This window comes from Cetobacterium somerae, from assembly GCF_022430525.1.
Taxonomy (GTDB): Bacteria; Fusobacteriota; Fusobacteriia; order Fusobacteriales; family Fusobacteriaceae; genus Cetobacterium_A.
The window spans coordinates 1,076,107-1,100,783 of sequence record NZ_CP092519.1; the positions used below are offsets into that span (position 1 = coordinate 1,076,107).

The following is a 24,677-nucleotide window of genomic DNA, read 5'->3' on the forward strand; positions in this document are numbered from 1 at the left end:
TAAAAAAATGATATTATGAATTCAATAAATAAAATAAATTTTTCTCATATATATTCGTAATATGGACGAACGTTTCTACGACTTACCGTAAATAGGTCACTATGAGGAAAGACAAATATATCATTTGAAATACCTTTTTTTGTATTTTCATTTAATTTATTCTAGTCTTTTCTCTAAATAGAGAAAAGACTTTTTTATTTTTAAAGGAGGATTTTATGAATTTACAAAAAAGAAAAGAACTAGTTGAAGTTGCTTTAGGAAAAAGAGAAGCTGATATGGTTCTAAAAAATGGAAGTTTAGTAAATGTTTTTTCAGGAGAGATATATAAAGCTAACATATATATTTACGATAAATACATTGCTAATGTTGTCGAGTGTAACTTAGACACTATTACTTTAGGAAAAAATATAATTGATATTGATGGAAAATTTGTATCTCCTGGTTTTATTGATTCTCACGTTCATGTTGAAAGTAGTCATTTGACACCAGTAAACTTTGCAAGAGCAATTTTACCAAAAGGAACAACAACTATAATTGCTGATCCTCATGAAATTGCAAATGTATTAGGTATCGATGGTGTTACATATATGATTGAAAATTCAAAAGATGTACCTATGAATCAATATTATCTAATTCCATCATGTGTTCCTTCTGTTGTTGGTCTTGAAAATGCTGGAGCTGAATTTGATGATATTGAAATAGAAAAAATGTTAGATTTACCTAGAATTTTAGGTCTTGGCGAAGTTATGGATTTTGTGGGAGTTATTAATCAAAGTGATAGAATGACTAAAATAGTTGAAACAGCAATCAAAAAAGGGATGTTCATTCAAGGTCATGCTCCTGAATTAATTGGAAACGAACTATCTGCATATATTTGTGGCGGTCCAATATCGTGTCATGAAACTAGAGATGGACGCCAAGCTCCAGATAAAATAAGAAAAGGTATGTATATTGATGCTAGAGAAAGTTCTATCTCTAAAAATATAAGTTCAATAGTTGAAAATATTAAACATATGAAATCACCTAGAAATTTAACTCTTTGTACAGATGATAGAGAACCAAGAGATATTTTGGAAGTTGGACACATTAATGATTGTGTTAGAGTTGCTGTAAAAGCTGGACTAGACCCTATCGAAGCTATCAGAGCTACAACTTTAAATACTGCTCAAGAGTATAAATTAGATAAAATAGGTGCAATCGCACCTGGTTACTTTGCTGATATAGTCGTTTTAGATAATTTAGTGGATTTTAACGTTTTAAAAACTTTTTGGCAAGGAAAATTAATTGCAGAAAATGATAGCTTAGTTGTTGAGATAAACTCTCCAAAATTAGATATTGAATATTTAAATTCAGTTTATGTTGGCGAATTAAGCGAAGGTGATTTTAAAATAAAATCTCCTATCCAAAATGGAGAGGTTGAAATTGAAGTTTTATCATATCTTACTAAAGAAAGGTCTATAACAGATAGAAAAACTATGTTAGTTAAAGCAAAAGATGGTTTTATTGATATCTCTGAAAACTCAAATTTAAATTTTGTTGCTATTGTTAATAGACATAATTTAAATAATAATATAGCTTTAGCAGTTGTTGAAAATTTCTATTTAAAAGAAGGAGGCGTTGGAACAACATACTCTCACGATAGTCATAATTTAACAATTGTATTTAACAAACCAAATGAAGCTCTGGCTATTACTAAAAGAATAAAAGAGCTTGGTGGTGGAATTGTAACTTCTGAAAATGGAGAGATTACTGGAATTTTACCTTTTCCAATTGCTGGAATGCTCTCAGATCAGCCTGCTGAAATTTTAGCAAAAGAGATTAGTCATATGAATACGATTCTTAGAAAAATGGGAATTGAAAGTGCATCTCCAATAACAAGACCTAGCACATTAACTCTAATAGTAATTCCAAATGCTAAAATGAGTGATCTAGGACTTATTGATGTTAAAGAACAAAAAGTTATAAATCTATTTAAATAAAAGGAGATACAATGCAACAAATAAAAATTGAACAAAAAAATAAAAATTTATTTGAAAAACTTTTTAAACTATCAGAAAATAATACAGATATAAAAACAGAAATAACTGCCGGAACTACAACTTTTATGACAATGGCATATGCTTTAATTGTTCACCCACTTATTATGAGTGCTTCTGGAATGCCCATTGGTGCAATGACAGTTGTAACAGCTTTAACTGCTGGAATATTTTCAATATTTATGGGAATTTACACTAATCTTCCTTTTGCTCTAGGCCCTGCTATGGGAAGCAACGCATTCTTTGCTTATACTCTTGTTGCTTCAGGTTTAACAACATGGCAAGAGGGGTTAGGTTTAGTATTTGTTTCTGGTGTAATCTTTTTAATAATGTCTTTCTTTGGTTTTAGAGAGATCGTCGTTAAGCTTCTTCCTAAAAATTTAAAAATAGGAATTGGAGCTGTTGTAGGAATATTTTTAATTCAATTGGGATTTGGCTCAGCAAAACTAATGGATCTTTCAAAAGGTAAAATCGCCATTGGAAACTTAAAATCTCCTGAAACAATTTTAGCTATAGTAGGTTTATTTATAATTGCCGCTTTAATTGTTAGAAAAGTTAAAGGAGCTATACTAATTGGAATTTTGTTAGTTACTATACTTGGAATTCCTTTAGGAATAACTAAAATTCCAACATCGCTGATGTCTTTACCTCCATCAATAGCTGATGTTTCATTTAAACTAGATTTTTCAAAAGTTTTAAGTATAAAGTTCTTACCTATAATGTTTGTTTTCTTTGTTGGAGACTTCTTTTCAACTTTAGGAACACTATTAGGTGTTTCAGAGAAAGCTGGACTATTAGATAAAGATGGAAATCTACCAAATATTCAAAAACCATTTTTAGTTGATGCTATTGCCACAATTGCTGGTGCTGTTTTGGGTACAACCGTTGTTACAACTTATGTTGAATCTGCATCCGGAGTTGCCGAAGGTGGAAGAACTGGATTAACTTCTGTAACTACAGGATTAATTTTTTTAACAGCTCTATTTTTTACTCCAATTGCTTTAATGATTCCTGCCATTGCTACAGCACCGGTACTTATTATAATTGGAATAATGATGCTTGAATCTTTAAAAGGAATTGAATATGGAGATTTTTCAGAATCATTTCCAGTGTTTTTTATGATAGCTACAACTGCCTACACAAGCAGTATTTCAAATGGAGTTGGTGTTGGGATTATAGCTTATGTATTTTTAAGAGTTTTAATTGGAAAAGCAAGGGAAATTCATATTGGACTATATATTCTTAGCGCTATTATGATATATTACTTTATAAGATAGTTTTTCATAGGAATAGGATATTTGCATCCTATTCCTATTTTTAATTACTTTTATAAATTTAAGACCATATTTAAAACATTTTATTAAAAAAATATATACAAATACCTACTTTTTCATTTTTTTGGACAAAAGTCAATTTTTTTGACTCTCTAATTTTAAATTTAAAACGTTCGTTTGAATTTGTCCTTATAAAGATAGAATTACACCTATAAATTAATTTAAAGTATTTAAAACCACCTAAAATACCTTCCAAATATTTGTGTTATACTTTTTCAATTTTACTTTGACTTTCAAATATTTAAATGATATAATTAATTAGAAATATTTATAGAAAGGGGAATTCACTTGAATAATATCTTATTTGCATTTCTTTTGACATTAGGCGCTGGGTTGTGCACTGGAATTGGAAGTTTTATTGCATTTTTTTCAAAAAGAACAAATGTAAAATTTTTATCAGTAACACTTGGTTTTTCTGCAGGTGTTATGATTTACGTTTCATTCGTAGAGATTTTTCCTACAGCACAAGAATCTCTTATTAGTTTTGCAGGAGAGAAAAATGGAACAATTTTTACTGTATTAGCTTTTTTCGGAGGGATGCTTTTAATAGCTTTAATCGATAAATTAATCCCAAGCTATGAAAATCCACACGAAGTAAAAAATATTGAAGATATTAATGATAAAACATTAGAAAAAAATAGAAGTTTGCATAGAATGGGTATTTTTTCAGCACTAGCTATTGCTATCCATAACTTTCCAGAAGGTTTAGCTACTTTTATGAGTGCAATTGATAATCCAACTTTAGGAGTATCTATTGCCATTGCAATAGCATTACATAACATCCCAGAGGGAATAGCTATTTCAGTTCCTATTTATTTTTCTACTGGGAATAAAAAAAAGGCTCTCATCTATTCCTTCTTATCAGGAATATCAGAACCTCTTGGAGCAGTCGTTGGCTATTTAATACTATTACCTTTTATGAATGATTTAATTTTTGGTATAATTTTTGCTGGAGTAGCTGGTATTATGGTTTTCATCTCATTAGATGAACTACTTCCCGCTGCTGAAAATTACGGCGAACACCATTTAGCCATATATGGATTAATTAGCGGAATGATTGTTATGGCAACTAGTTTATTAATATTTTAATAATTTTAAAATTTAGGGAGCTCAAACTTATTTAGATATAAGATTTAAGCTGCCTAAATTTTATTTTATAAACTAATTATCAGATTTATGTAACCAATCAACCTCGTAAACATCTACTTTAGAAAAAGAGGTACTCCAATTACCCAAATCATCCATTTTATTAATTAAATCTTCTTTTAAAAACTCCTCTTCTAACTCTATTTTTGCCATTTCTAAAGAAAACTTTTTTATACTTTCTAAATTTTCACTTAACTTAAATTCGCAACCAAATTCATTTGTCTTTAAATCTTGCCATACAAAAATTGCTAAATACATTTAAATTCGTTACTATTTCTCCACAAAAATCTATAATTATAGATTTAATTATTTATTTACAGAATATCTCTGCAAACGAGTCTTTTTATAATTTTTAGACTCTTTTAGTAACGATTCACCTCCATTTCTTTATAAATTTTATTCATTTATATAATTCTTGTTATTGCTATTCTAAATCTTTTATGCAATTCCTTTATAAAATTTTATTATAATTTTTTAAAGGAGACATCTATCTTAATTTGAACAATAAATTTGAAATGTAATTTTATTTAAAACCTAAGGAGGTTCATCATGATGAAAAAAAATATCGTTATTAAAAATTTCAAAAGTAGAGAAGAAGCCGAAAATGTAAAAACTGTTTTTGAAGGAATTAAAGGAGTGGTTTCTGTATCAATTGATTATCCTGCAAGAATTGTAACGTTAAAAACTTCTGAAGATTTTTCTGATCCAAAGATAAGAAGCCTTTTTAAAGAAAATAAATTCGAGTTTGAAATTGAAAAAATAGACTAACCACAATTAAAAATCCAAGGTAAATATATCCTATAATTATCTTGGATTTTTTTATTAAACATTTATCATGCAATTTATAAAGAAAAACTAGGAGGGTATTAAATGAGGAAAAGGGGATTATTTTTTCTTATTTTTTTTATTTTGCTATCTAAAATAATGTTAGCAATAGACTTTAATTTAACAAGAATATCACCACAAGGGGAATACGACAATGGAGATGGTGTTGAGTATCAACTTACGTTAACCAACAACACCGCTACAGGTATTGGTGGTACACTTTCATTTCCATTAGCGAATTTAACTTCTACCTTAGATGGTGGAGGGGAAGGAATAATTTTTAACAATCTTCAAAACAGTTCCAAAACAAACGGTAAATATACTTATCCTGGAAGCTTTTCATTTACCGGAAATTTAGAAGCAACTGGAATATTTATCGATGCTGGTGGAAGTATTACATATACAGTTAAAGGAACGATAAATCCAAATATAAATGGAACAATAGATGCTATAGCCAATTTTGTAAGTACTTCAGGAGAAAAAATTACTCAGGAAAACACTATGACTAGAGTTTTTTACGATTTAGAAGTAAATAAAATTCCAACACTCCCTTATTATGAAAAAGGAGGAACTGTAAGCTATAATATTCTTGTTGAAAATATAGGTAAAGCTCCTATTAAAAGCATTGATATAGAAGATATATTAGATAACTCTGCTTTCGTTAGCTCTAGTATTTCAGCTACTTCTACTGGAATAGGTACAAATCCAGGAATATATTCTCCAACTGGAAACTTAATGGCTAAAGGTGCATATATAGCAGTTGGTGGAAATATTACATACACAATTACTGGACAACTAAATGACAGTTTTATTGGTACTCTTAACAACAGTGTTTCTCTCACTTCTAGAAAAAAAACACAAACTGTTGATGCTAACCCAATTAATTTAGCTAAATACAGCTATACTTTTAAAAAAACAACTTTAAATCCAGATAAACAATATAGTCCAAATGGAGCTGTAGCGTACAGACTCTTAATCACAAATACAAGTAAAGATATACCTATAACAAATATGAGTTTATCAGATTATTTTTCTCAAATTTACTCAGTTGATGCAAATGGAAATCAAGTATTAGCATTTGATACAACTAGAATAACTGTTATCCCATCTACAGGAACTAACTCTAGCTCTGCCGGAAATATTTCATCTAATACAGATTTGAATATAAAAAATATATCAATTGCCCCTGGAGATTATGTAAGTTACACTGTTAGAACATTTGTTAATCCAAATGTAGTTGGTGAGATTAAAAATACAGCTACAATTTCAGATAGAAATGGAAATACTCTTACCTCAGAAGATAGTGGCTTAATATCTAAACCTGCAAATATAGAGATTTCAAAGACACCTTTAAGCAATGATGTTTACACTCCTGGTGCACCTATAAAATATTTAATCACTATTAAAAATACAGGTCAAGGTATTGGATACAATCTAAATGTAATCGATAATATTACAAACATTAAATCTTCACTTGCAAATTCGAGTGGAGTATCCTCTCAAGATATCGAAGGGAATCCTGTATCTACATGGAATATCATTGCTAGTTTAGGAACTGAATCAACAAATAGCACCTCTAATCTTCTACAAAATGGAGGATTTTTAAATAATGTTAATTTAAATGATCAAAATGTAATTCTTTATCCAGGAGAAGAGATTAATTACACTGTAACAATTATTACTAAAGATACATCAATTGGAACAATATCTAATACTGCTGAGATAAATGGTCAGACATCTACAGCTATTTATAATCCTGCTGAAGTAATTACTACAGGCAACGAATCCATAACAATTGTAAAAACTCCAAATCAAAGTGAATATACTCCTGGAGGAACAATTAGTTATAATATTATTGTTAGAAATTTAGATACTAAATTTGCTAATAACATCAATATAACCGACAGCCTTTCTAAAATAACTGCATTAAATACAAATGGTGAAAATTCAGCTGTTGTTAAAAGTTGGAGTTTAAACTTTATATCTAAAACAGGTAATGGAACAACTCAAGGAGAATTTAATTATGGAGTTGAAAATCCAGGAACACAAGATTTAAATATAGTAGCTGATTTAGGTCCTAATGGAGAAGTTATTTATAAATTAATTATTAAAGTTAATCCAGATATTGTGGGAAAAATTTATGATGATAATCCATCTGGAAATGTTGTTGAAAATGGAAATGGAATATCTATGTCTCCGTATAAATTAGAATTACAAAAAGAAGTAAATGAGACAGAATATACTCCTGGGCAAAATGTAATTTATACGGTTACAATAAGCAATACTGGTAATGGAACAGCGGTAAATATACCTGTTCAAGATATATTTTCAGATATTAAAACCACTCTTGTAACAGGAGTTCAAGGTCAAGCATACACAAAAACAGTCGTAACTGGAGTTATTTATGATTCTAAGGGCAATATAGTTACATCTGGTCCAGATAAAACAGGATTAGTTAATGAATTAATAGATAAAGATTTAAATGTAAAAGCTATAATCTCTCCAGGAAATAGTATTGTTTATACTATCATAGCAACAATTAATCCTCTAGCAGATCAAAGAATCATAAATACTGCTTTAGTTGATGGAGAGCTAACAAGTGATCGAGGTATTGTTACAAGAACAACGAATGTGAGTATAAAGAAAAGTGTAAATAAAAACTCTTATCCAAATAACTTAGATTCTAATGGAAATATAATCAGCGAAGAAAATGAAACTATTATTTATACAATTGAAGTCGAAAACTCATCTGCTAGTGGAATAGCTATGAATGTTCCTGTTCAAGATAGCATTTCTACAATAGAAGCTGAACTTCTATCTGGTAATCAAGCTTTAGTTTTTCAACCAGGTTGGAAAATAGATACGCAATTAATTGGAGAAGGAACTTCTATTTCAGGAGATTTAGTTGAAGATGGAAAAGATATAAATACCAGAGTTAATATAGCTCCTGGAGGAAAAGTAGTCTTTACAATAACAGGAAATATTAATAATAATGGAACTCAAATTTTTTATGGATCTTTTACTAACAGTGCAACAGCTGATGGTATTACATCTACAGCTACAACATCACCAAAAGACCCATTTTTAAGAATTTCTAAATCTTCAACAAATACAAGTTACATACCTGGAGAAACAATTGAATATTCAATTGTTGTTGAAAACATAGGTAGTGGTTATGCAAATAACGCTCAAATAATTGATAGTTTAAACAACGTTGTCGACGGAGCTAAAAATAAAGCTTTTTCATCTTGGACAATTACAGGAACACCAAAGGGATATGGAACAACAATTGGTAATATAAGTGATAATAATGATCTAAATACTACAGTTGATATAGCTCCTGGAGGAAGTATTACTTATAATATTGTAGCTCAATTAAATAAAAATTTAACAGGAATAATTACAAACGAAGTTCAGGTGTATGATCCTCAAAATGGAAATATCAGCACTGCTTCAGCTAGTGAGGATAATGCAAATGAAGATGGGACTATTTTTATTAGAAAAACTACAAACATACCATCTATAATACCCACAGAAGATTTTACTTATATAATAGATGTTTTAAACAACTCTAAAAATCCAATAAAAAATATAAGAATAGTTGATGACTTAAATAACATTATTGGTAATTTAGCTAATGAGAATGGAACTTCAACAACAGATATTACAGGTCCTGCTTTTACATCTTGGAAAATTTTCAAAGGTGGAGTATTAATAAGTACTGGAACCAATGATAAATTAGATGATTTAATAAGTAATTTAAACCCACAACAAGGTGTGGAATATAAAATTATAGCAGTCCCTAATCCCAAACTTTTGATTCAAAAATTAAAAAATACTGCAAATGTTTATAACGGCAATGATATCATAGCTAGCAGTTTTATAGAAAATAATGTTTTAGGGTCTACCGGCGGAATAACTCGAAGTGTAACTCCAAGCAAATATATTCCTGGTGATACCTTAACATACATAATAAAAATATCTCCAAATAGCGTTGGCTATTTAAATAATTTTTCTGTTAACGAAGATATAAGTAACTTAAATGTAAAACTTATGAATGGAACTCAAGGAAATGTCTTTTTCAATCCTACTACAGGAAAAAATGAATTCAATGTAGAATTTATACAAAATGAATCAAAAGTTTCTACTGGTACAGTTCCTATACCTCTAGAGAGTATCAAGCCAAATACAAATTTAGTTGGTATTGTAGACATAGCTCAAGGAGACTATTTAGTTTATAAAATAACTGGAAAAATCAGACCAGATATTTTAGGTGATATAAATTACAAAGGATTAGTTACTACTTTTTATAGACAAAATCTCTCGATTACAAAGCAAGTTGTAGGAGGAAACTATTTTCCAGGTCAAACTTTAACTTATCTTTTAAGAGTTGAAAATAATAGTAATGGAAACGCTGGACAAGTTGACTTAGTTGATAACATTGGAAATATAAAAGTTGAAAGTTCCAAAGGTGGAATTATCCCTGCTTTTGTTCCTGGAAGTATAAAAGTTGCTAACATTTCTATTGGTGGCTATGGAGCCTCAGCACCTATTCCTGCCGATTCTGAGAATATCAATGTAAAAATTGATGTTCCAACTGGAGGATATATTCAATATGAAATTTCAGGAACAGTTGCAGATACTGCCATTGGAAGAATAATAAACGAACTAGATGTGGATAGTGATACTGTTTCAGCTGGAACAAGTTCTCCACAAAATAGATTTTTAGTTACAAAAACAATGGATAGGTACTTAGATGTTGATGGGCTAACAGCTGTTAATGCTGGGTATGTTCCTGGAGGATACATTCAATACACAGTAACTATTACAAATCAAAATGCAGGTATAATAAATAATTATCCTATAAAAGATTTAATAGGTGATATAAACACAACTTTAGCTACTGGTGGAGTGGGGAAAGCTTTTGAGTCATGGACTATTACTGCTGAAAAAGATACCTCTAATGCTACAGATTTTGGTATTTTTCAAAATAATCAAAATCTAGATACAACAGTAGATATAGGACCTAATGGATTTATAAAATATACTATTTTAGCTAAAGTAAATCCTCTAGCTGTTGGAAACTTTTCCAACTCTGTAAATGTTAACGGTGTTATAAGAACTTCTCAAACAGCTCAAATGGCACCTGAAGTAATTTTACACACAAAGAAAGCATTTGATTCTACAGGAACTAAAGAAATAACAAATTATGCACCTGGTGATACTATTGTTTATAAAATAGAAATTCAAAACGTTGGAAAAGGAACGGCTTATGGAAAAAGTTATTTCGACACATTGTCATCTATAATGGCAAACGAAGCTGGAAGTGGAAGTAATAAGGTTAATCCATTTGGAAACAAATGGACAATTAACACTGAAAAATCTGGTGATATAACTTTAATAGGAGCAACTCTTCCTCAAAACAATGAAAATATCTCAATTAATAACATGATTATTTCTCAAAATGGTAGTGTTGTATTTACAATAAAAACAACAGTTGGAGATAAAATATTTGGTGATATTTTTAATACATCAACTTATGGACAAGATTCTAAAACTGCTGTACTAAAGCCATATCCAGGAGTTATATCAACAACTAATATAATCAAAACTTTAAATGGAAATACTTTTACAGGACAGGCATATAAACCAGGAGATGCTATTACTTACGAAATAACAATTAGCAATACAGGTAGAGGTATTTTAAATGATGTTAAAATAACAGATATTTTTACAAATATATTAACAGAAGAATCTGGAGCTTCTAGTTTAAATCAAGCTCTTCAAAATATCTCAATTAGTCCTCCTACAGTCAATACAGGAGAAAACTTTGTAGAACCGATACAAGGAGATAGTTCTATCCTGGTTAGAAAAAATGCAGATATACTACCTGGTCAAACTATCACAATAATAACTTCTGCTACAATAAGCAAAAAAGCTCTAGGAATAATACCTGAAAATTCTTTAATGGTTAACGGCGTTGAAACAAAGTCAGCTACAATTAATCCTGAACAAGCAGTTCTAACAGGTTCAAAAGCATTAATTATGCCGTCTAATAGAATCTATGTACCTGGAGATAATGTTCAATATAAGCTAACTTTAAAAAATACAGGACTTGGTTATGGAAATAATGTAGTTCTTAAAGATTTAATAGGAGAAATTACAACAGAAATTGTAGGTGGCAAACAAGGTGCTGCATTTACCTCTTGGAATATCATCTACAACGGTGCTACAGGAAGCGAGTTCAGTAATTTCACATATTTAAATGGAGCTATCAATGGTCCAGCTGGGTTAAATACAACTATAGATATTGGTCCTGGAGTTGAAGTTTCTTTTAATATAGAAGCAACTTTATCTAAAAATATAGTTGGAAATGTTATCAATACAGCAACTTTAGGTGATAAAGTTTATACATCAGAAGCTATAACATTAAAGCCTGCTAATTTATCTGATATTGAAGTAACTAAAATAGTATCAAGCCCTACATATGTTCCTGATGGGAATGTTGGATTTCAAATAACCATAAAAAATAATTCAGATACAACAATAAACAATCTATTGATAAGTGATCTAATAAGTGGAATTAAAACAGAGCAAGCAGGCGGAACATCTAATCAAGCCTTGAAATCCGGTTGGTCAATAACGACAAATATAATTGGAGATACTGAAAATTCTGCTATAAAAATCCCAAGATTTGGTGATTTAATAAATAATGAAATTGATTTGGCAAAAGAAACTGAATTAACTATAAGTATTGCTGGAGTTGCAAGTTCAAAATCTTTAGGTAAAATTGAAAACTCTGCTAAGTGGAGCTATAATGGATCAAGCTCTGAAACTAATAAAGTAACTATCGAACCAGAAGTTGGAAGTTTAAAGATTTCAAAAAGTGCAAATCTTTCTAACTACATTCCAGGAGGAACAATAGAATATACATTAAACATTCAAAACATTGGATCTGGATATGTAAATAACGGTGTAATTACAGATAATTTATTAGATAAAACAGTGCAACTTGTTGATGGAACAACTGCTCCAGCTTTTACAAATATTAAATTAATTAATCAAACATCTGGTTCAAATACTATACTTGGACCTGTAGATTTAAGTAACGGATATTTACAAAATTCAGCTGATATTTATCCTGGTGACACTGTTAAAGTTGTTATTAGTGCTTTAGTAAATGAGAATGCTTATGGACCAATAACCAATACAGCAACAGCTGGATTATCCACAGGAAGCGTAACTTTAAAATCTGTAAAAGGTATTTTAACTGCCAACAAATCTGTAGATAAACTAAACTATTCTGATGGAGATACTTTAACATATACAATAAACTTAATAAATTCAGGTCAAGGTTGGCTAAAAGATATATCAGTAATAGATGAGTTAAGTAAAATACAAACAGAATTTGTTAATGGAACAACTACACTGGCTTTTGAAAACTCAACAGATTTAAATCAAACTATTAATATTGCACCAAATTCAACTAAAACACTAACAATTTCAGGAACACTAAAAACTGGAACAATAGGTGATATAGTAAATGCTGCCAATGTAGACGGAAGTTTTACAAACGAAGTTATTTCTACGCCTGTAATAAAAGATTTGAATCTAACGATAACTTCTGATGAATTTTATAAAACAGGGAATGGTATAGATCCAACTGAAAAAAATATCATAAATTATACTATAATTTTAAAAAATAACGAACAGAGTGCTGCTGCTGCAGATATAATTTTAACTGATGATATTCTAAATATTTTCGTAGGAAGTAGTCTTAATAATACCATCAAGGCTTTTAGTAGTTATAAAATTACGGAATTCAATTACCCACAAGAAGACAACATTACCTCAAATATAGAATTGAATAAGGATATTACAGATAAATCAATTTTTGTTAGTGGTGCTTTAAAAAAAGATGGGGAAATAATAATAAAGTTAGAAGCTACATTAAATGAAACAGAATTTGAAAGTCCTATAGGAAACATCATAAATTTAGCTAAAGTTTCTCAAGGAACTAAAACAAATAGTGCAGAAACGATTGTACTACCTTCTGCACCAAAACCAAGTATTACAAAAATTATAAAAAGTATAGGTGGTAAAAATTACAATATTGGAATGACATACTCTCCTGGAGACGAATTAGTTTATGAAATAAACATTACAAATACTGGAGATGGTTATTTAAACAATACCTCTTTAACAGACAACATTAGTCTTTTAGTCACAGAATTAGCTGGTGATAATATCGGGAATGTTTTATCTCAATATAGTTGGAGCTATATTTCTAATAGTAAAAGAACTGTTATAGATAGTGGGGCTTTCATGCCTAACACACCTTTAAATACAATGATAACGATTGCTCCTAAATCAAATATTATTATAACTTTAACTGGGAAAATCTCTGATGAAAGTTTAGGAGTAATTCCTAGTAATCAAGTTAACCTTGGAATTTTAAACTCCAGAACGCCTACAATTTCTCCAGCTTTTGGAAAGTTAGAACTTACTAAAAATTTAACTTCAGAAACTACATATATTCCTGGTGGATTACTTAGTTATGAAGTTAGAGTTGCAAATACTGGTCTTGGATACTTAAATAATATAAAAATTCAAGATTTAATAGGAAATATCCAAACTAACTCTGTTGGTGGAAAAATATCCTCAGCATTTTCAACTTGGTCAGTTTCTGGAAAACCTGATCCAATCGATGGAATTGTATATGTTGATAACTCTTATCCTAATACAGAAAATTTAGATGATACACTAGATATTGCTCCTGGCGTTGCAGCTGTCTTCACAGTTACAGGAGTTGTTAGCAATAATATTTATGGTGATATTACAAACAAAGCAGTTGCATCAAAAGATAACGAACAACAAACTGCTAGTGTAACGGCAACAAGTAAAAAAGCTACTGTTCTATTAACAAAGTCTTTTAATAACTCAACATATTCACCTGGAGGAAATTTAGGATTCACAATCACTATCGAAAATAATAGTCCAGCTATTGCAGCAGGATTAAATATTCAAGATTTAATTGAAAGTATGGTAGTAGATACAATTGATGGTAGTAAAAAATTTCCTTTTAAAAGTGGATACCAAATAAATACCTCTATCATTGGTGATTCATCAAATACATCATTAAATATTCCAACATCAGGAAATATAAATGTTACTGGAGATTTAGCACCTAATACAACTGCTATTATTAGTGTATCTGGTTTTGCAATAGATGATGCTGTTGGAGAAATTTCTAATACAGCTACATTAACTTACGATTCTAAATCTACAACTAAAAATGCAACAATAAAACCAAATACAGGAAATATTTTAATTACCAAAACATCACCAACAACATCGTTTACTCCAGGAAAAGAGTTAATTTATAACATTAAAGTTACTAATAATGGTGATGGTTATGCATCTGGAGTTCTTGTACAAGATAATCTTTCTTTAAGTGGTGCTTTTGATTTAGCAACAATTGTAGCAACACCAACGTGGGATAGTCTGTCTAAAGTTAATAACTTAAATATAAAAAATGGAATTTTAACAGCCATTGCAGATATACACCCTGGAGAAAGTATAAACATACAAATCCAAGCGCAAGTTTTAAAAACGAGAATCGAATCTATTGCTAATACTGCAGAGGCAACGTATTTAGGAACAACTTTTGATAATACAATAGTTTTAAATTCTGTGCCTGGAATACTAACTATAAATAAAGATCAAAGTACAGGGTTTTATGAACCTGGAAATCAACTTTACTATACGTTAACTATTGAAAATACTGGTGACGGTTGGTTAAAAGGTGTCGGTATTTATGATGATCTTGCCGCTATTCAAACTCAAGTTTTAGGTGGAGGAATTGGAGCTGCTTTTCAAACCAACAGTATTGGTGCTTCAATCATAAGTCAAGGTATTAGTACACTAACTATTGATTCAAAAGAAATAACTCAAGGTAATTTAGTTGTCAAAGGAGATATCGCACCTAATACGACAGTTACTATAGTCATTGGTGGAAATACATCTGAAAATGCTATTGGAATAATACAAAATACAGCTAGAGCTGTTCAAAATAGCATTACATACAAAAGTGACACTGTAACTGCAATACAGCAAATCCCTAAATTAGAATTAAAAAAAATAGGAGATAACATTGAATATGTAGTTGGACAACCAATAACATACACTATAACTGTTGTCAATAATACTGTTAACAATGCTCGTGGTGTTCTTTTAAAAGACTTAATATCAAAAGTCACAGTATTAAATTCTAATGGAGAAACTGTACCAGCATTTAAACCAGGTTGGAAAGTAAGCTATACTTCTGATTCGTTGAGTACTGTTACAGGAGTTGTTGAAGATGGAAAAGATATAAATGTAGTTATGGATATTCATAATTTTGATACAGTAACTTTTACAATAGAAGCAATCGTAATCGACAATGCTATTGGAGCTATTAAGAACACTGTATCTGCAAGTGAATTTGGAGAACCATACTCTTCATCTTTTGAATCTTTACCAAAAGAATCAGAGATAACTATAACTAAAACACCTCAAATAGAAAAATATGTTCCAGGAGAGCTATTAACTTACGATATAACAGTTTCCAATGTTGGTCTTGGATATGGAGATAATATAATAGTTCAAGATATATTAAGTGACATCGTAGTTACTACACCTACAGGAAATATAAATGCTTTTGACATATCATCAGCAACTATAAAAATAAAAAATATATCTCCAAATGTAGTTACAACAATAAAAAATGAAGTTCGAGGTGTTGATTTAGAAGATCTATTAGATATGCCTCCAAACTCATCTATAACTTATGAAGTAAGTGCAGTTGTTGCTCCTAATGCCATCGGTCCTATAAAAAATATAGCTTCTGCTGCAGGAGTTTCTGTAGAAAATATAATTTTATCTGAAAATTATAAAATAGAAGCTACAATGACCCAAGAGCAAACTACCTATATTCCAGGAAAAGAGGTTCAATTTGATTTAATCGTTGAAAATATTGGTTTAGGTTTTGCTTATAATATCGATGTTAAAGAGATCATAACAAATAGTTTAACTTTAGGTATTGCTGGAAATAATTTAAAAAGTTTTAATTCTTGGACAATATCAAAGTCAGAAAGCCAGAATTCAGTTATGAATAGAGCTAATGATTTATCAAATACTGATATTGATGAAGTTGTAAATATTCCTCCAAAAGGTATTATTACTTATAAAGTAACTGCAGTTGTAAATCCTGAATTATCTGGAGATATTATTGTAGAGTCAGATGTTTTAGACTCCTTAAATAAAGAGGAGTTTAAAAATAGTGTAACATTTACTCCACCAGAAGCAATTCTATCTTTATCTAAAATTTCAAACAAAGATAACTATGGAGATGAAGATGAGTTTATTATTTATACCTTAGCTATTGAAAATAAAGGTATCGGAAATATAAGAGATATCCAAGTTACTGATTTGATTTCATCTTTAAAAGGAAAAAATGGTAACTCTTTATTTACAGATTGGCAAATAACAGTTAAAGAAACTGGAGTTATAGCAAATGAACATATTCCAGTTAAAGACAATGAGGATATAAATAATATTTTAAATTTAAGATCTGATGCACAAAATAAAGTAGTTTATACTATAACAGGAAAAATAAATAAAGGTATTGATGATACAATCACAAATACCTTCATTGCTAAAAACCCTTTAACAGGAAAAATTGATACAGCAAGTGTTACAAACTATATAAAGAAAATCCCTGATAATGAGGGCGAATTAAAAGTTATTAAAAGAGCCCTTAAAAGAGATATAAAAATCGGTGAAGCAGTTGAATATGAAATCACTGTAGAAAATAATAATGAATCACGATTTATAAATGTAGTTTTAAAAGACCTTATTCCTCCTGGATTTAAATATATAAAAGGTACTACAGAGTTAGTAGAATCTGGAACAGATGGTATTTTAAATACAAATGACGATTTAACTAGTATTTCAGAACCTGTTTTAGGCAATGGATTAAACTTTCCATCTATCACCATGGAACCTTTTACTAAGTTTAGAGTAAGATATCTATTAAAGCCTAGTATCGGTGTGACTTTTGGAAAATATAAAAATCAAGCCTACATGACTTTAAATGGAAATAAAATTTCTAATACAGCTACAGCTACAGTCTCTATAATAGGTGATAGTCTTTTAGATACGGCTTCTATTATAGGAAAAGTCTTCTTTGATGAAAATGGAGATGGTTATCAAAATGATGGCGAAAAAGGAATCCCTGGAGTAAGACTTATAACTCCCACTGGAGTCATTGCAATTACAGATAGATTTGGTAGATACCACGTTCCTGATGAATGGGTTTATAGTAAAATGGGTGAAAACTATGAAATAAAATTAGATATAACAACTCTACCAGAAAATGTGGAGATTTTATCTGAAAATCCTCAAATAAAAAGAGTTACACCTCAAGGATTAACAAAATTTAATTTCAGTGTACGAGGAATTAAAGGTAAAAATATCGAAGATAAAAATAGAATCTATTTACCAGATGGAGCTATTTGGGTTATTAATGATTCCATTGAAATAGAACCTGAATTAATTTTAAATCTGCCTGAGAGAATAGTTGTAAAAAATGGAGAGCTAACAGAAGAATTAGATTTCACATTAAAAACAAATTATGGTGATTTCATAGAAAAGTATGAAATTGAAATATATTCTCAAGAAGATTCAACTTTATCGTCACCAATTGGAGTTATTTCTGGAAAAAAAATCTATAATGATATGAAAGTAAATTGGAATTCTAAAAAAGAGGATCGATTAGATTTTAAAACTGGAAAACAACTAAAAGTAAGATTAAAAGTCTGGGATAAATTTGGAAACTTTGATGCTACAGAAATAGGATATATCGATCTTGTCTCTAAAAAACCGATTGTGGATTTATTTGACTACGAGAGTAAAAATGAAATATTTCTGCAAATACAAAATATCCCACTAAATACAGGAATGGCTAGATTTACTGGAGATGGCTTAAAAGATATCGAAAAAGTTTACATTGGAGAAGATGAATACGATGTAGATCAAGATGCTTTCATTGCTTCAAAGTATATGCCAAGTGATAAATACAATATCCCTGTTAAAGTTGTTGACAAAAATGGAAATGAAAGTGAATATTCATTAAAAGTAACTTTACCAGAAACTTATTATATGTCTACAGGAATAGCTGATTTTTCAATAGGAAGAAATTATATATCTGGAAATCAAGAGGTTTTAAATGTTGACAATCCATTTGGTCCAGAATATTTTGCAGATAATATATATAATGAAGGTAGAATAGCTTACTACGGAAGAGGAAAATATAAAGATAAGTTTAGATTTGTAGCTCATATCGATACAAAGGCTAATAGTCTAAACGAAATGTTTAATGACGTTTTAAAAAGAGATAAACAAACATTGTTCCAAAGAGTAGAAGATACAGATTATGCTTATTATCCAACATATGGAGATAAGTCATATATTTATAGAGATGTTGAAACTGATGGAAAAATATACTTAAAATTACAATACGAAAAATCCTCTATTATGTGGGGAAATTATAATACTGGTTTTACAGGTTCTAAATATATGCAATATAATAGAAGTCTTTATGGAGCTAAAGGTAATTATACATCAAATGAAACTACTAAATTTGGAGATAATAAAAATAATATAACTGCCTTTGCATCTGAACCAGACTCTTTATATGGTCATGATGAATTTTTAGGAACTGGTGGTAGTTTATATTTCCTTAAAAATGGAGATATTCTATCTGGAACTGAGAAAGTTTGGATAAAAATTGTAAATAGTAATACAAGCTTAACCGAGAAAGTTATATATCTTCAAGAAGGAAAAGATTATGAGTTTGATCCTTATCAAGGTAGAATTATTTTAAATAAACCTCTAACTGGAGTTGCATCTAATATAAATGGGGATATAATTCAAGGGTCCTCTAGTGGAAATTATTATTCGTACCTAATTGTAGATTATGAATATATTCCAACGAACTCACAAAATATGAACGAAAAAGACTACGGACTTCGTGGTAAAACTTTTATTAATGATCATGTGGGTGTTGGAGGAACATACATAAAAGAAAATAAAGAAGGTAAAGGATATACTTTAACTGGTGGAGAGGTAATTTTAAAAGCTACTGAAAACTCATATTTAAAAGGAGAGATAAGTAGAAGTGAAGGAATTCAAAGTGATAATTCATTCTTATCATTTGATGGCGGTTTAAATTTTAAAAAAATAGGTAGTGATATTGAAAACATCTCTGGAAATGCCTATAATTTCAGTGGAGTTTTAAATTTTGCTGATTTAAATCCTGAAGTTTTCTCTCCTTATGGAAATGATATAAGAGCTTGGTATGAGAAAAAAGAATCAGGTTACTCTTTTGCTTCTGATTTAGGTGATAAAGAACTTGAAACTTACGGTAGTGAAATTAACTTCAGAAGTTCTGATAGAATGAAAGCAAAAATTAAATACGAAAGCATGGAGAAAAAAGACTATTTTAACTCTTTAATTGATAAAAAAGAAACTACAGGAATTCAATTAGAATATTTAATAACAGAAAGAATATCTGCAGGATTAGCTTTTAATCACGTTAAAGAGCTTGATCAAAATGAAATTGGATCAGGAGATTTAGTTGGAGCTAGAGTAGAATATGAAATTGACGAAGATACAACAGTTTATACAGAGGGACAAATCACTGTAAATAAAAACAGTAACTATGAAACTAACAATATTATAACTTTTGGTGGAGAGAAATCTTTAACTGAAAAGTTAACAGTAAATGGTAAAACTAGTTTTGGAACTAGAGGAAACTATACTGAAGTGGGTACTGATTATAACTTAACTGACGACTACACAGTGTATCTTGGATATAGTATGGATGGAGAAGAGGATATCAATAAAATTACTGGAGGACAAAGAGCTCGTTTAAATGACAAGATTAACATCTATCAGGAAAACCAATTTGTAAAAGAATCTGGAAGAAATGGAGTTATGCAATCTTATGGTGCTGACTATGAAATCTATGAAGATGTTACTTTTGGAGCATCTTTCCAACTTGGAAAAATTGAACTTCCTGATAACGAAGGTGAAAGTAAAAGAAAAGCAGTATCTCTATACTCAAGAATAGAAAAAGCTGATTTTATGTTAAAAAATAAAATTGAATACAGAGAAGAAAAAGAGGATCAAAAGATTAGGCAATATTTAACAACAAATACTTTTAACTATGTTTATAGCGATGAATATACATTTGCTGGAAAGATAAATTTTGCTTTTACAGATGATATTGAAAATTATAAATTTATAGAAAGTAGTATCGGATTAGCTTATAGACCTGTTGAAAATGATAAACTAAACTTTTTATCTAGGTATACTGTAATTTTAAATGAAGATCCTAATGATTCAGATAAATCAAAAGCTTATATTATAGAGTTTGAATCAATTTACTCTCTAACTGAAAGATGGGATTTAGGATTAAAAACAGCTTATCGAAAAGAGCAAGATACATATATTCGAGTTTCTGAAAACTCTATAGTTATAAATAATAATTTATACTTAATAGGATTAAAAGCTAACTATACAATTTTAAATGATTGGGATATATATGGACAATACCATTGGTTAGTAGATGAAAAAGAAAGTGATATTGCTTCTGGAGCTATTGTAGGAATTTACAAAAATATCCATCGAAATTTAAAGTTTGGAGGAGGTTACAACTTCTCTGGATTTAGTGATAACTTAGGTGTAGACGATTACAAAGCTCACGGATGGTTTATAAATGCAATTGGAAGGTTCTAAAAATAGTTTGATTTTATAAACTTTTTATTTCTTTAATTACACAGTAAAAGAAAAGCAACTCATAAATTTATGAGTTGCTTTTTTCCTTTATCTTTAGATACATTACTCTAGCACCATTATAACAGATTACTGTAAGTGGAATTTCTAAACTCTCAGCTATTTTTTTAATTATTGGATAGTGTACGTTCCTGTATATTCCTTTATTTTTGAATTACTACATGCTACAAATATTATAGTTATACTTAATAACATCATTAATTTTTTATTCATTTTTCTCACTTTCTAAAGAAGCTATCATCAACTCTATTAACTCTTCTAATGTTTTCCCTTTTGTTTTTTCTTTTAATTTTTGTTCTTTTTCACTTTTTAACATAAACTCCTCCTTTTTATGCACCTCTTTTTTATCATATTACTCTATTATTTTATAATTTTGTTAAAAATTACATGAAATAGTTATATTTAGTTGTATAATCATAAAAAATTTACATAAAATAAAAATGCATAAAAATAAAAGCTTATAATTCGTCAACTGCTTTTTTTAACTGATCCAATGCTTGTTTTAAAACACTTTTTGGACATGCAACATTTAATCTCATAAATCCATTTAAGTTTTTATCAAATGCTGTTCCACTATTTAAACCAAGTTTTGCTTTTTCAATCATAAATTTTTCTAACTCTGTATTACTAAGATTTAAAGCTCTGCAATCTAACCACATTAAGTATGTTGCATCAGGTGCATAAGTTTTAATTTCTGGGATATTCTCATTACAATACTCAACTACAAAATCAAAATTGTTACTAATATATGGTAACAGCTGATTTAACCACTCCTCGCCTTCGTTATAAGCTACCTCCATAGCAACAGAAGAAAAAGAATTATTACGATGAATATCTTTTGAAAACCACCATTTATCAAAATCATTTTTTAATTTATTGTTTGGAAAAACAACGGTACAAGCTTGTAATCCTGCCAAATTAAATGTCTTTGTTGCTGAAAAACAAGTTACTACTGTTTTTTTTGCTAAATCACTAACTGTCGCTGTTGGAATAAATTTTTTGTCATGAAAAATCAAATCTGAATGTATTTCATCGCTTATTAGTAAGACATCATTTTCTGCACAAAGATTTACAATTTTTTCAATCTCCTCTTTCTTCCATACTATACCTAGTGGATTATGTGGATTACAAAATAAAAACATTGATACTTTTTTTATTTTAGCCTCAAAATCCTCCCAATCAACAGACCACTTACCATCTTTTTCTACAAGATGATTTGTTAATACATGATTACCTGAATTTTGAACAATTTCATAAAACTCTCCATAAACTGGTGGTTGAATTAAAATACTACTTCCACTTTTACACCAAATTTCAGCCATCACTGTCATGGCAGGAACTACTCCTACAGAGAATGAACATAAGGATTTATCAATCTCCCATCCATTTCTTCGCTTTTGCCAATCACACCCTGCTTCGAAATAACTATCTGGTCTTGAAACATAACCAAATATACCCTCTTCGGCTTTATTTTTCAAAGCATCTATAATTGGTTGAGCAGTTTTAAAGTCCATATCTGCTATCCAAAGTGGTATTAAATCATCTGTTCCAAATTTTTTTATTCGTTCATCATATTTTGCACATCTAGTATTTGCTCTAGAAATCACTTCATCAAAATTATATTTCATCTTCTAGTTTTCAACTCCTTTTGTATTTATAATCAGATATTAACACGAAATAACATGGTTGTAAAATTGAATATGTAGATATATAATATAGAAAAAACGGTAATAATCTCTAGCAATAACTCTAGTTTTTCTGATAAATTGAAAATCAAATATATTTAATATTCTTAATTTTTTAAACAGGAGGTTTTTTATGAAAATTTTAGTTTTAAATGGAAGTCCTAGATTAGATGGCAATACTAAAACAGCATTAAATACTATTGTTGCTGGAATTAATAAAAACTGCACAAATTCTTTGGTCGAAATTTATGATGTTACAGAACATAAGTTAAGTGGATGTATCAATTGTGATGGTTGTAAATCTAACCATGGTAATTGCGTTCTTCCTGATGAAAGTGCTGATGTAATTAATAAAATTTATAATGCTGATACTATTATATTTGGTTCTCCTGTTTATTGGTGGGGAGTATCAGCTCAACTTAAAATGGTTATTGATAAAATGTACTCAAAAAGTGAGCAATTCCAAGAACAAAAAAAGAAAATAGGATTAGTTACTGTTGGAGCGGACGAACTTAAAGGTCCTCAATATAGAATAATTTCTGAGCAAATGGAATGTATATGTGAATACCTTGGTTGGGAACTTGTATTTTCTCATCCTATATCAGCATATGAAAAAACTGATGTTTTAAACAATAGTGACGAATTAAGAAAGTTAGGTGAATTATGGAAAAAGATAAGCTAAAGAAGATTTGCATTATCACAGGAGGAGCTGGTGGTATCGGTTATCATCTTTCTGAAGGATTTAATAAAAAAGGGTATAAAGTAATTGTTTTAGATATAAAAAAAGAAGAAGAGCTCTCAGAAGACATTGACTTTATTAAAGTGGATTTAAGATTAGAAACTGAAATTAAATATGCTTTTTCTAAAATCACAGAAAAATATGGAGCAGCCCATATACTTATAAATAATGGAGCTATTTCAAATTTTAATAAAAACATTGAAGATATTTCGATTAAAGAGTTTGATGATGTTATAAATGTTAATCTTCGTGGAAGTTTTATTTGTTGTAAAGAATTTATAGAAGTGAACAAAGGACAAATCTATGGTCGAATTAATAAATATAGCATCTACTCGTTGGAATCAAAATGAAGCTAATTGGGAAGCTTACGGTGCTTCAAAAGGTGGATTAATTTCTATGACTAATACCCTTGCTATATCTCTTTCTAAAACGCCAATCACTGTAAATGCTATAAGTCCTGGATGGATACAAGTAAATAATTATGGAAGTTTATCAGAAACGGATCATTCTCAACATCCATCAGGAAGAGTAGGAATTCCTAGAGATATTCTTAATGCTTGTTTATTTTTAGCTGATACTGAAAATGATTTTATTAATGCTGCAAATTTAGTCATTGATGGTGGTATGACTAAAAAAATGATTTATGAATAATAAATAATTTATAAATAAAAAAGTAGAGGGCAACCATCACAAATCCCTCTACTTCACTACTAAATCACCTTCGAATAACTTTAAAACTTTCAATCATTTTCTTAAAAAACTTTTTAAATCTCTTAATAGTAAAACAGTTTACTGACTTTAAATCTATTACCTCATATAATAGTTAGAAAAACAACTTCATGATTTGTTAAAATTAATTAAAATACTATTTTTCTTCATTTTTTAAAAATTAAAACATCTTTGAAACTGTGTGATGGCTATTTTTCTACTTTAAAACTTTTAAATTCTTTTCTACCTTCTAACTATTATTATAACTTTTAGACGTTTTTTTCTTAAATAAAAGTTTGAAAATTTT

The 24,677-nt window shown here is 29.4% G+C and carries 10 protein-coding genes and 1 riboswitch; of the genes, 8 read left to right on the forward strand and 2 right to left on the reverse strand.

All coding sequences use genetic code 11. The annotated features are described in order from the left end of the window. Positions 1–24: 24 nt before the first annotated feature. Positions 25–122: riboswitch (purine riboswitch) on the forward strand. Positions 123–215: 93 nt separating this feature from the next. The 3 genes from ade to zupT all read left to right on the forward strand — a co-directional run bounded on the left by ade (position 216) and on the right by zupT (position 4,459). After that, entirely contained in the window at positions 216–1,979 is a 1,764-nt protein-coding gene (ade, locus tag MKD34_RS04930; protein WP_240218501.1) for an adenine deaminase, read from the forward strand. 11 nt (positions 1,980–1,990) lie between these two features. Continuing rightward, complete coding sequence (locus tag MKD34_RS04935) at positions 1,991–3,313, forward strand: NCS2 family permease (protein ID WP_240218503.1); 1,323 nt, start codon at positions 1,991–1,993, stop codon at positions 3,311–3,313. A 345-nt stretch (positions 3,314–3,658) separates the two neighbouring features. Then, positions 3,659–4,459 carry a zinc transporter ZupT gene (zupT, locus tag MKD34_RS04940; protein ID WP_240218504.1) on the forward strand — a complete coding sequence of 267 codons (801 nt, stop codon included), beginning with the start codon at positions 3,659–3,661 and terminating at the stop codon, positions 4,457–4,459. A 72-nt stretch (positions 4,460–4,531) separates the two neighbouring features. Here zupT and MKD34_RS04945 read toward each other — a convergent pair whose 3' ends face one another. Then, positions 4,532–4,774: a hypothetical protein gene (locus MKD34_RS04945; protein WP_240218505.1), complete on the reverse strand. Its 243-nt coding sequence runs from the start codon at positions 4,772–4,774 to the stop codon at positions 4,532–4,534. A gap of 291 nt (positions 4,775–5,065) precedes the next feature. On the opposite strand from MKD34_RS04945, the gene MKD34_RS04950 reads away from it, so the two are divergent. Together MKD34_RS04950 and MKD34_RS04955 are read left to right on the forward strand one after the other, a co-directional pair. Beyond that, positions 5,066–5,284 (forward strand): hypothetical protein, encoded by a 219-nt coding sequence (locus MKD34_RS04950; RefSeq protein WP_240218506.1) that lies wholly within the window; start codon positions 5,066–5,068, stop codon positions 5,282–5,284. Positions 5,285–5,386: 102 nt separating this feature from the next. Further along, positions 5,387–21,181, forward strand: coding sequence for a hypothetical protein (locus MKD34_RS04955; RefSeq protein WP_240218507.1), 15,795 nt, complete (start codon positions 5,387–5,389; stop codon positions 21,179–21,181). A gap of 515 nt (positions 21,182–21,696) precedes the next feature. On the opposite strand, the gene MKD34_RS04960 is transcribed toward MKD34_RS04955, so the two are convergent. Beyond that, positions 21,697–22,866 carry a MalY/PatB family protein gene (locus MKD34_RS04960; RefSeq protein WP_240218508.1) on the reverse strand — a complete coding sequence of 390 codons (1,170 nt, stop codon included), beginning with the start codon at positions 22,864–22,866 and terminating at the stop codon, positions 21,697–21,699. 190 nt (positions 22,867–23,056) lie between these two features. Here MKD34_RS04960 and MKD34_RS04965 point away from each other — a divergent pair, with 190 nt between their 5' ends. From MKD34_RS04965 to MKD34_RS04975, 3 genes are read left to right on the forward strand one after another with little or no spacing between them, the layout of a single operon-like run. Further along, positions 23,057–23,605, forward strand: a complete 549-nt coding sequence (locus tag MKD34_RS04965; RefSeq protein WP_240218509.1) for a flavodoxin family protein — start codon at positions 23,057–23,059, stop codon at positions 23,603–23,605. Further along, complete coding sequence (locus MKD34_RS04970; RefSeq protein WP_240218510.1) at positions 23,587–24,012, forward strand: SDR family NAD(P)-dependent oxidoreductase; 426 nt, start codon at positions 23,587–23,589, stop codon at positions 24,010–24,012. Before MKD34_RS04965 ends, MKD34_RS04970 begins: the two co-directional genes overlap by 19 nt. Further along, the gene (locus MKD34_RS04975; RefSeq protein WP_240218511.1) at positions 23,966–24,313 is read left to right on the forward strand and encodes an SDR family oxidoreductase; all 348 of its coding nucleotides are present in this window, start codon (positions 23,966–23,968) and stop codon (positions 24,311–24,313) included. Before MKD34_RS04970 ends, MKD34_RS04975 begins: the two co-directional genes overlap by 47 nt. Positions 24,314–24,677 lie beyond the last annotated feature (364 nt).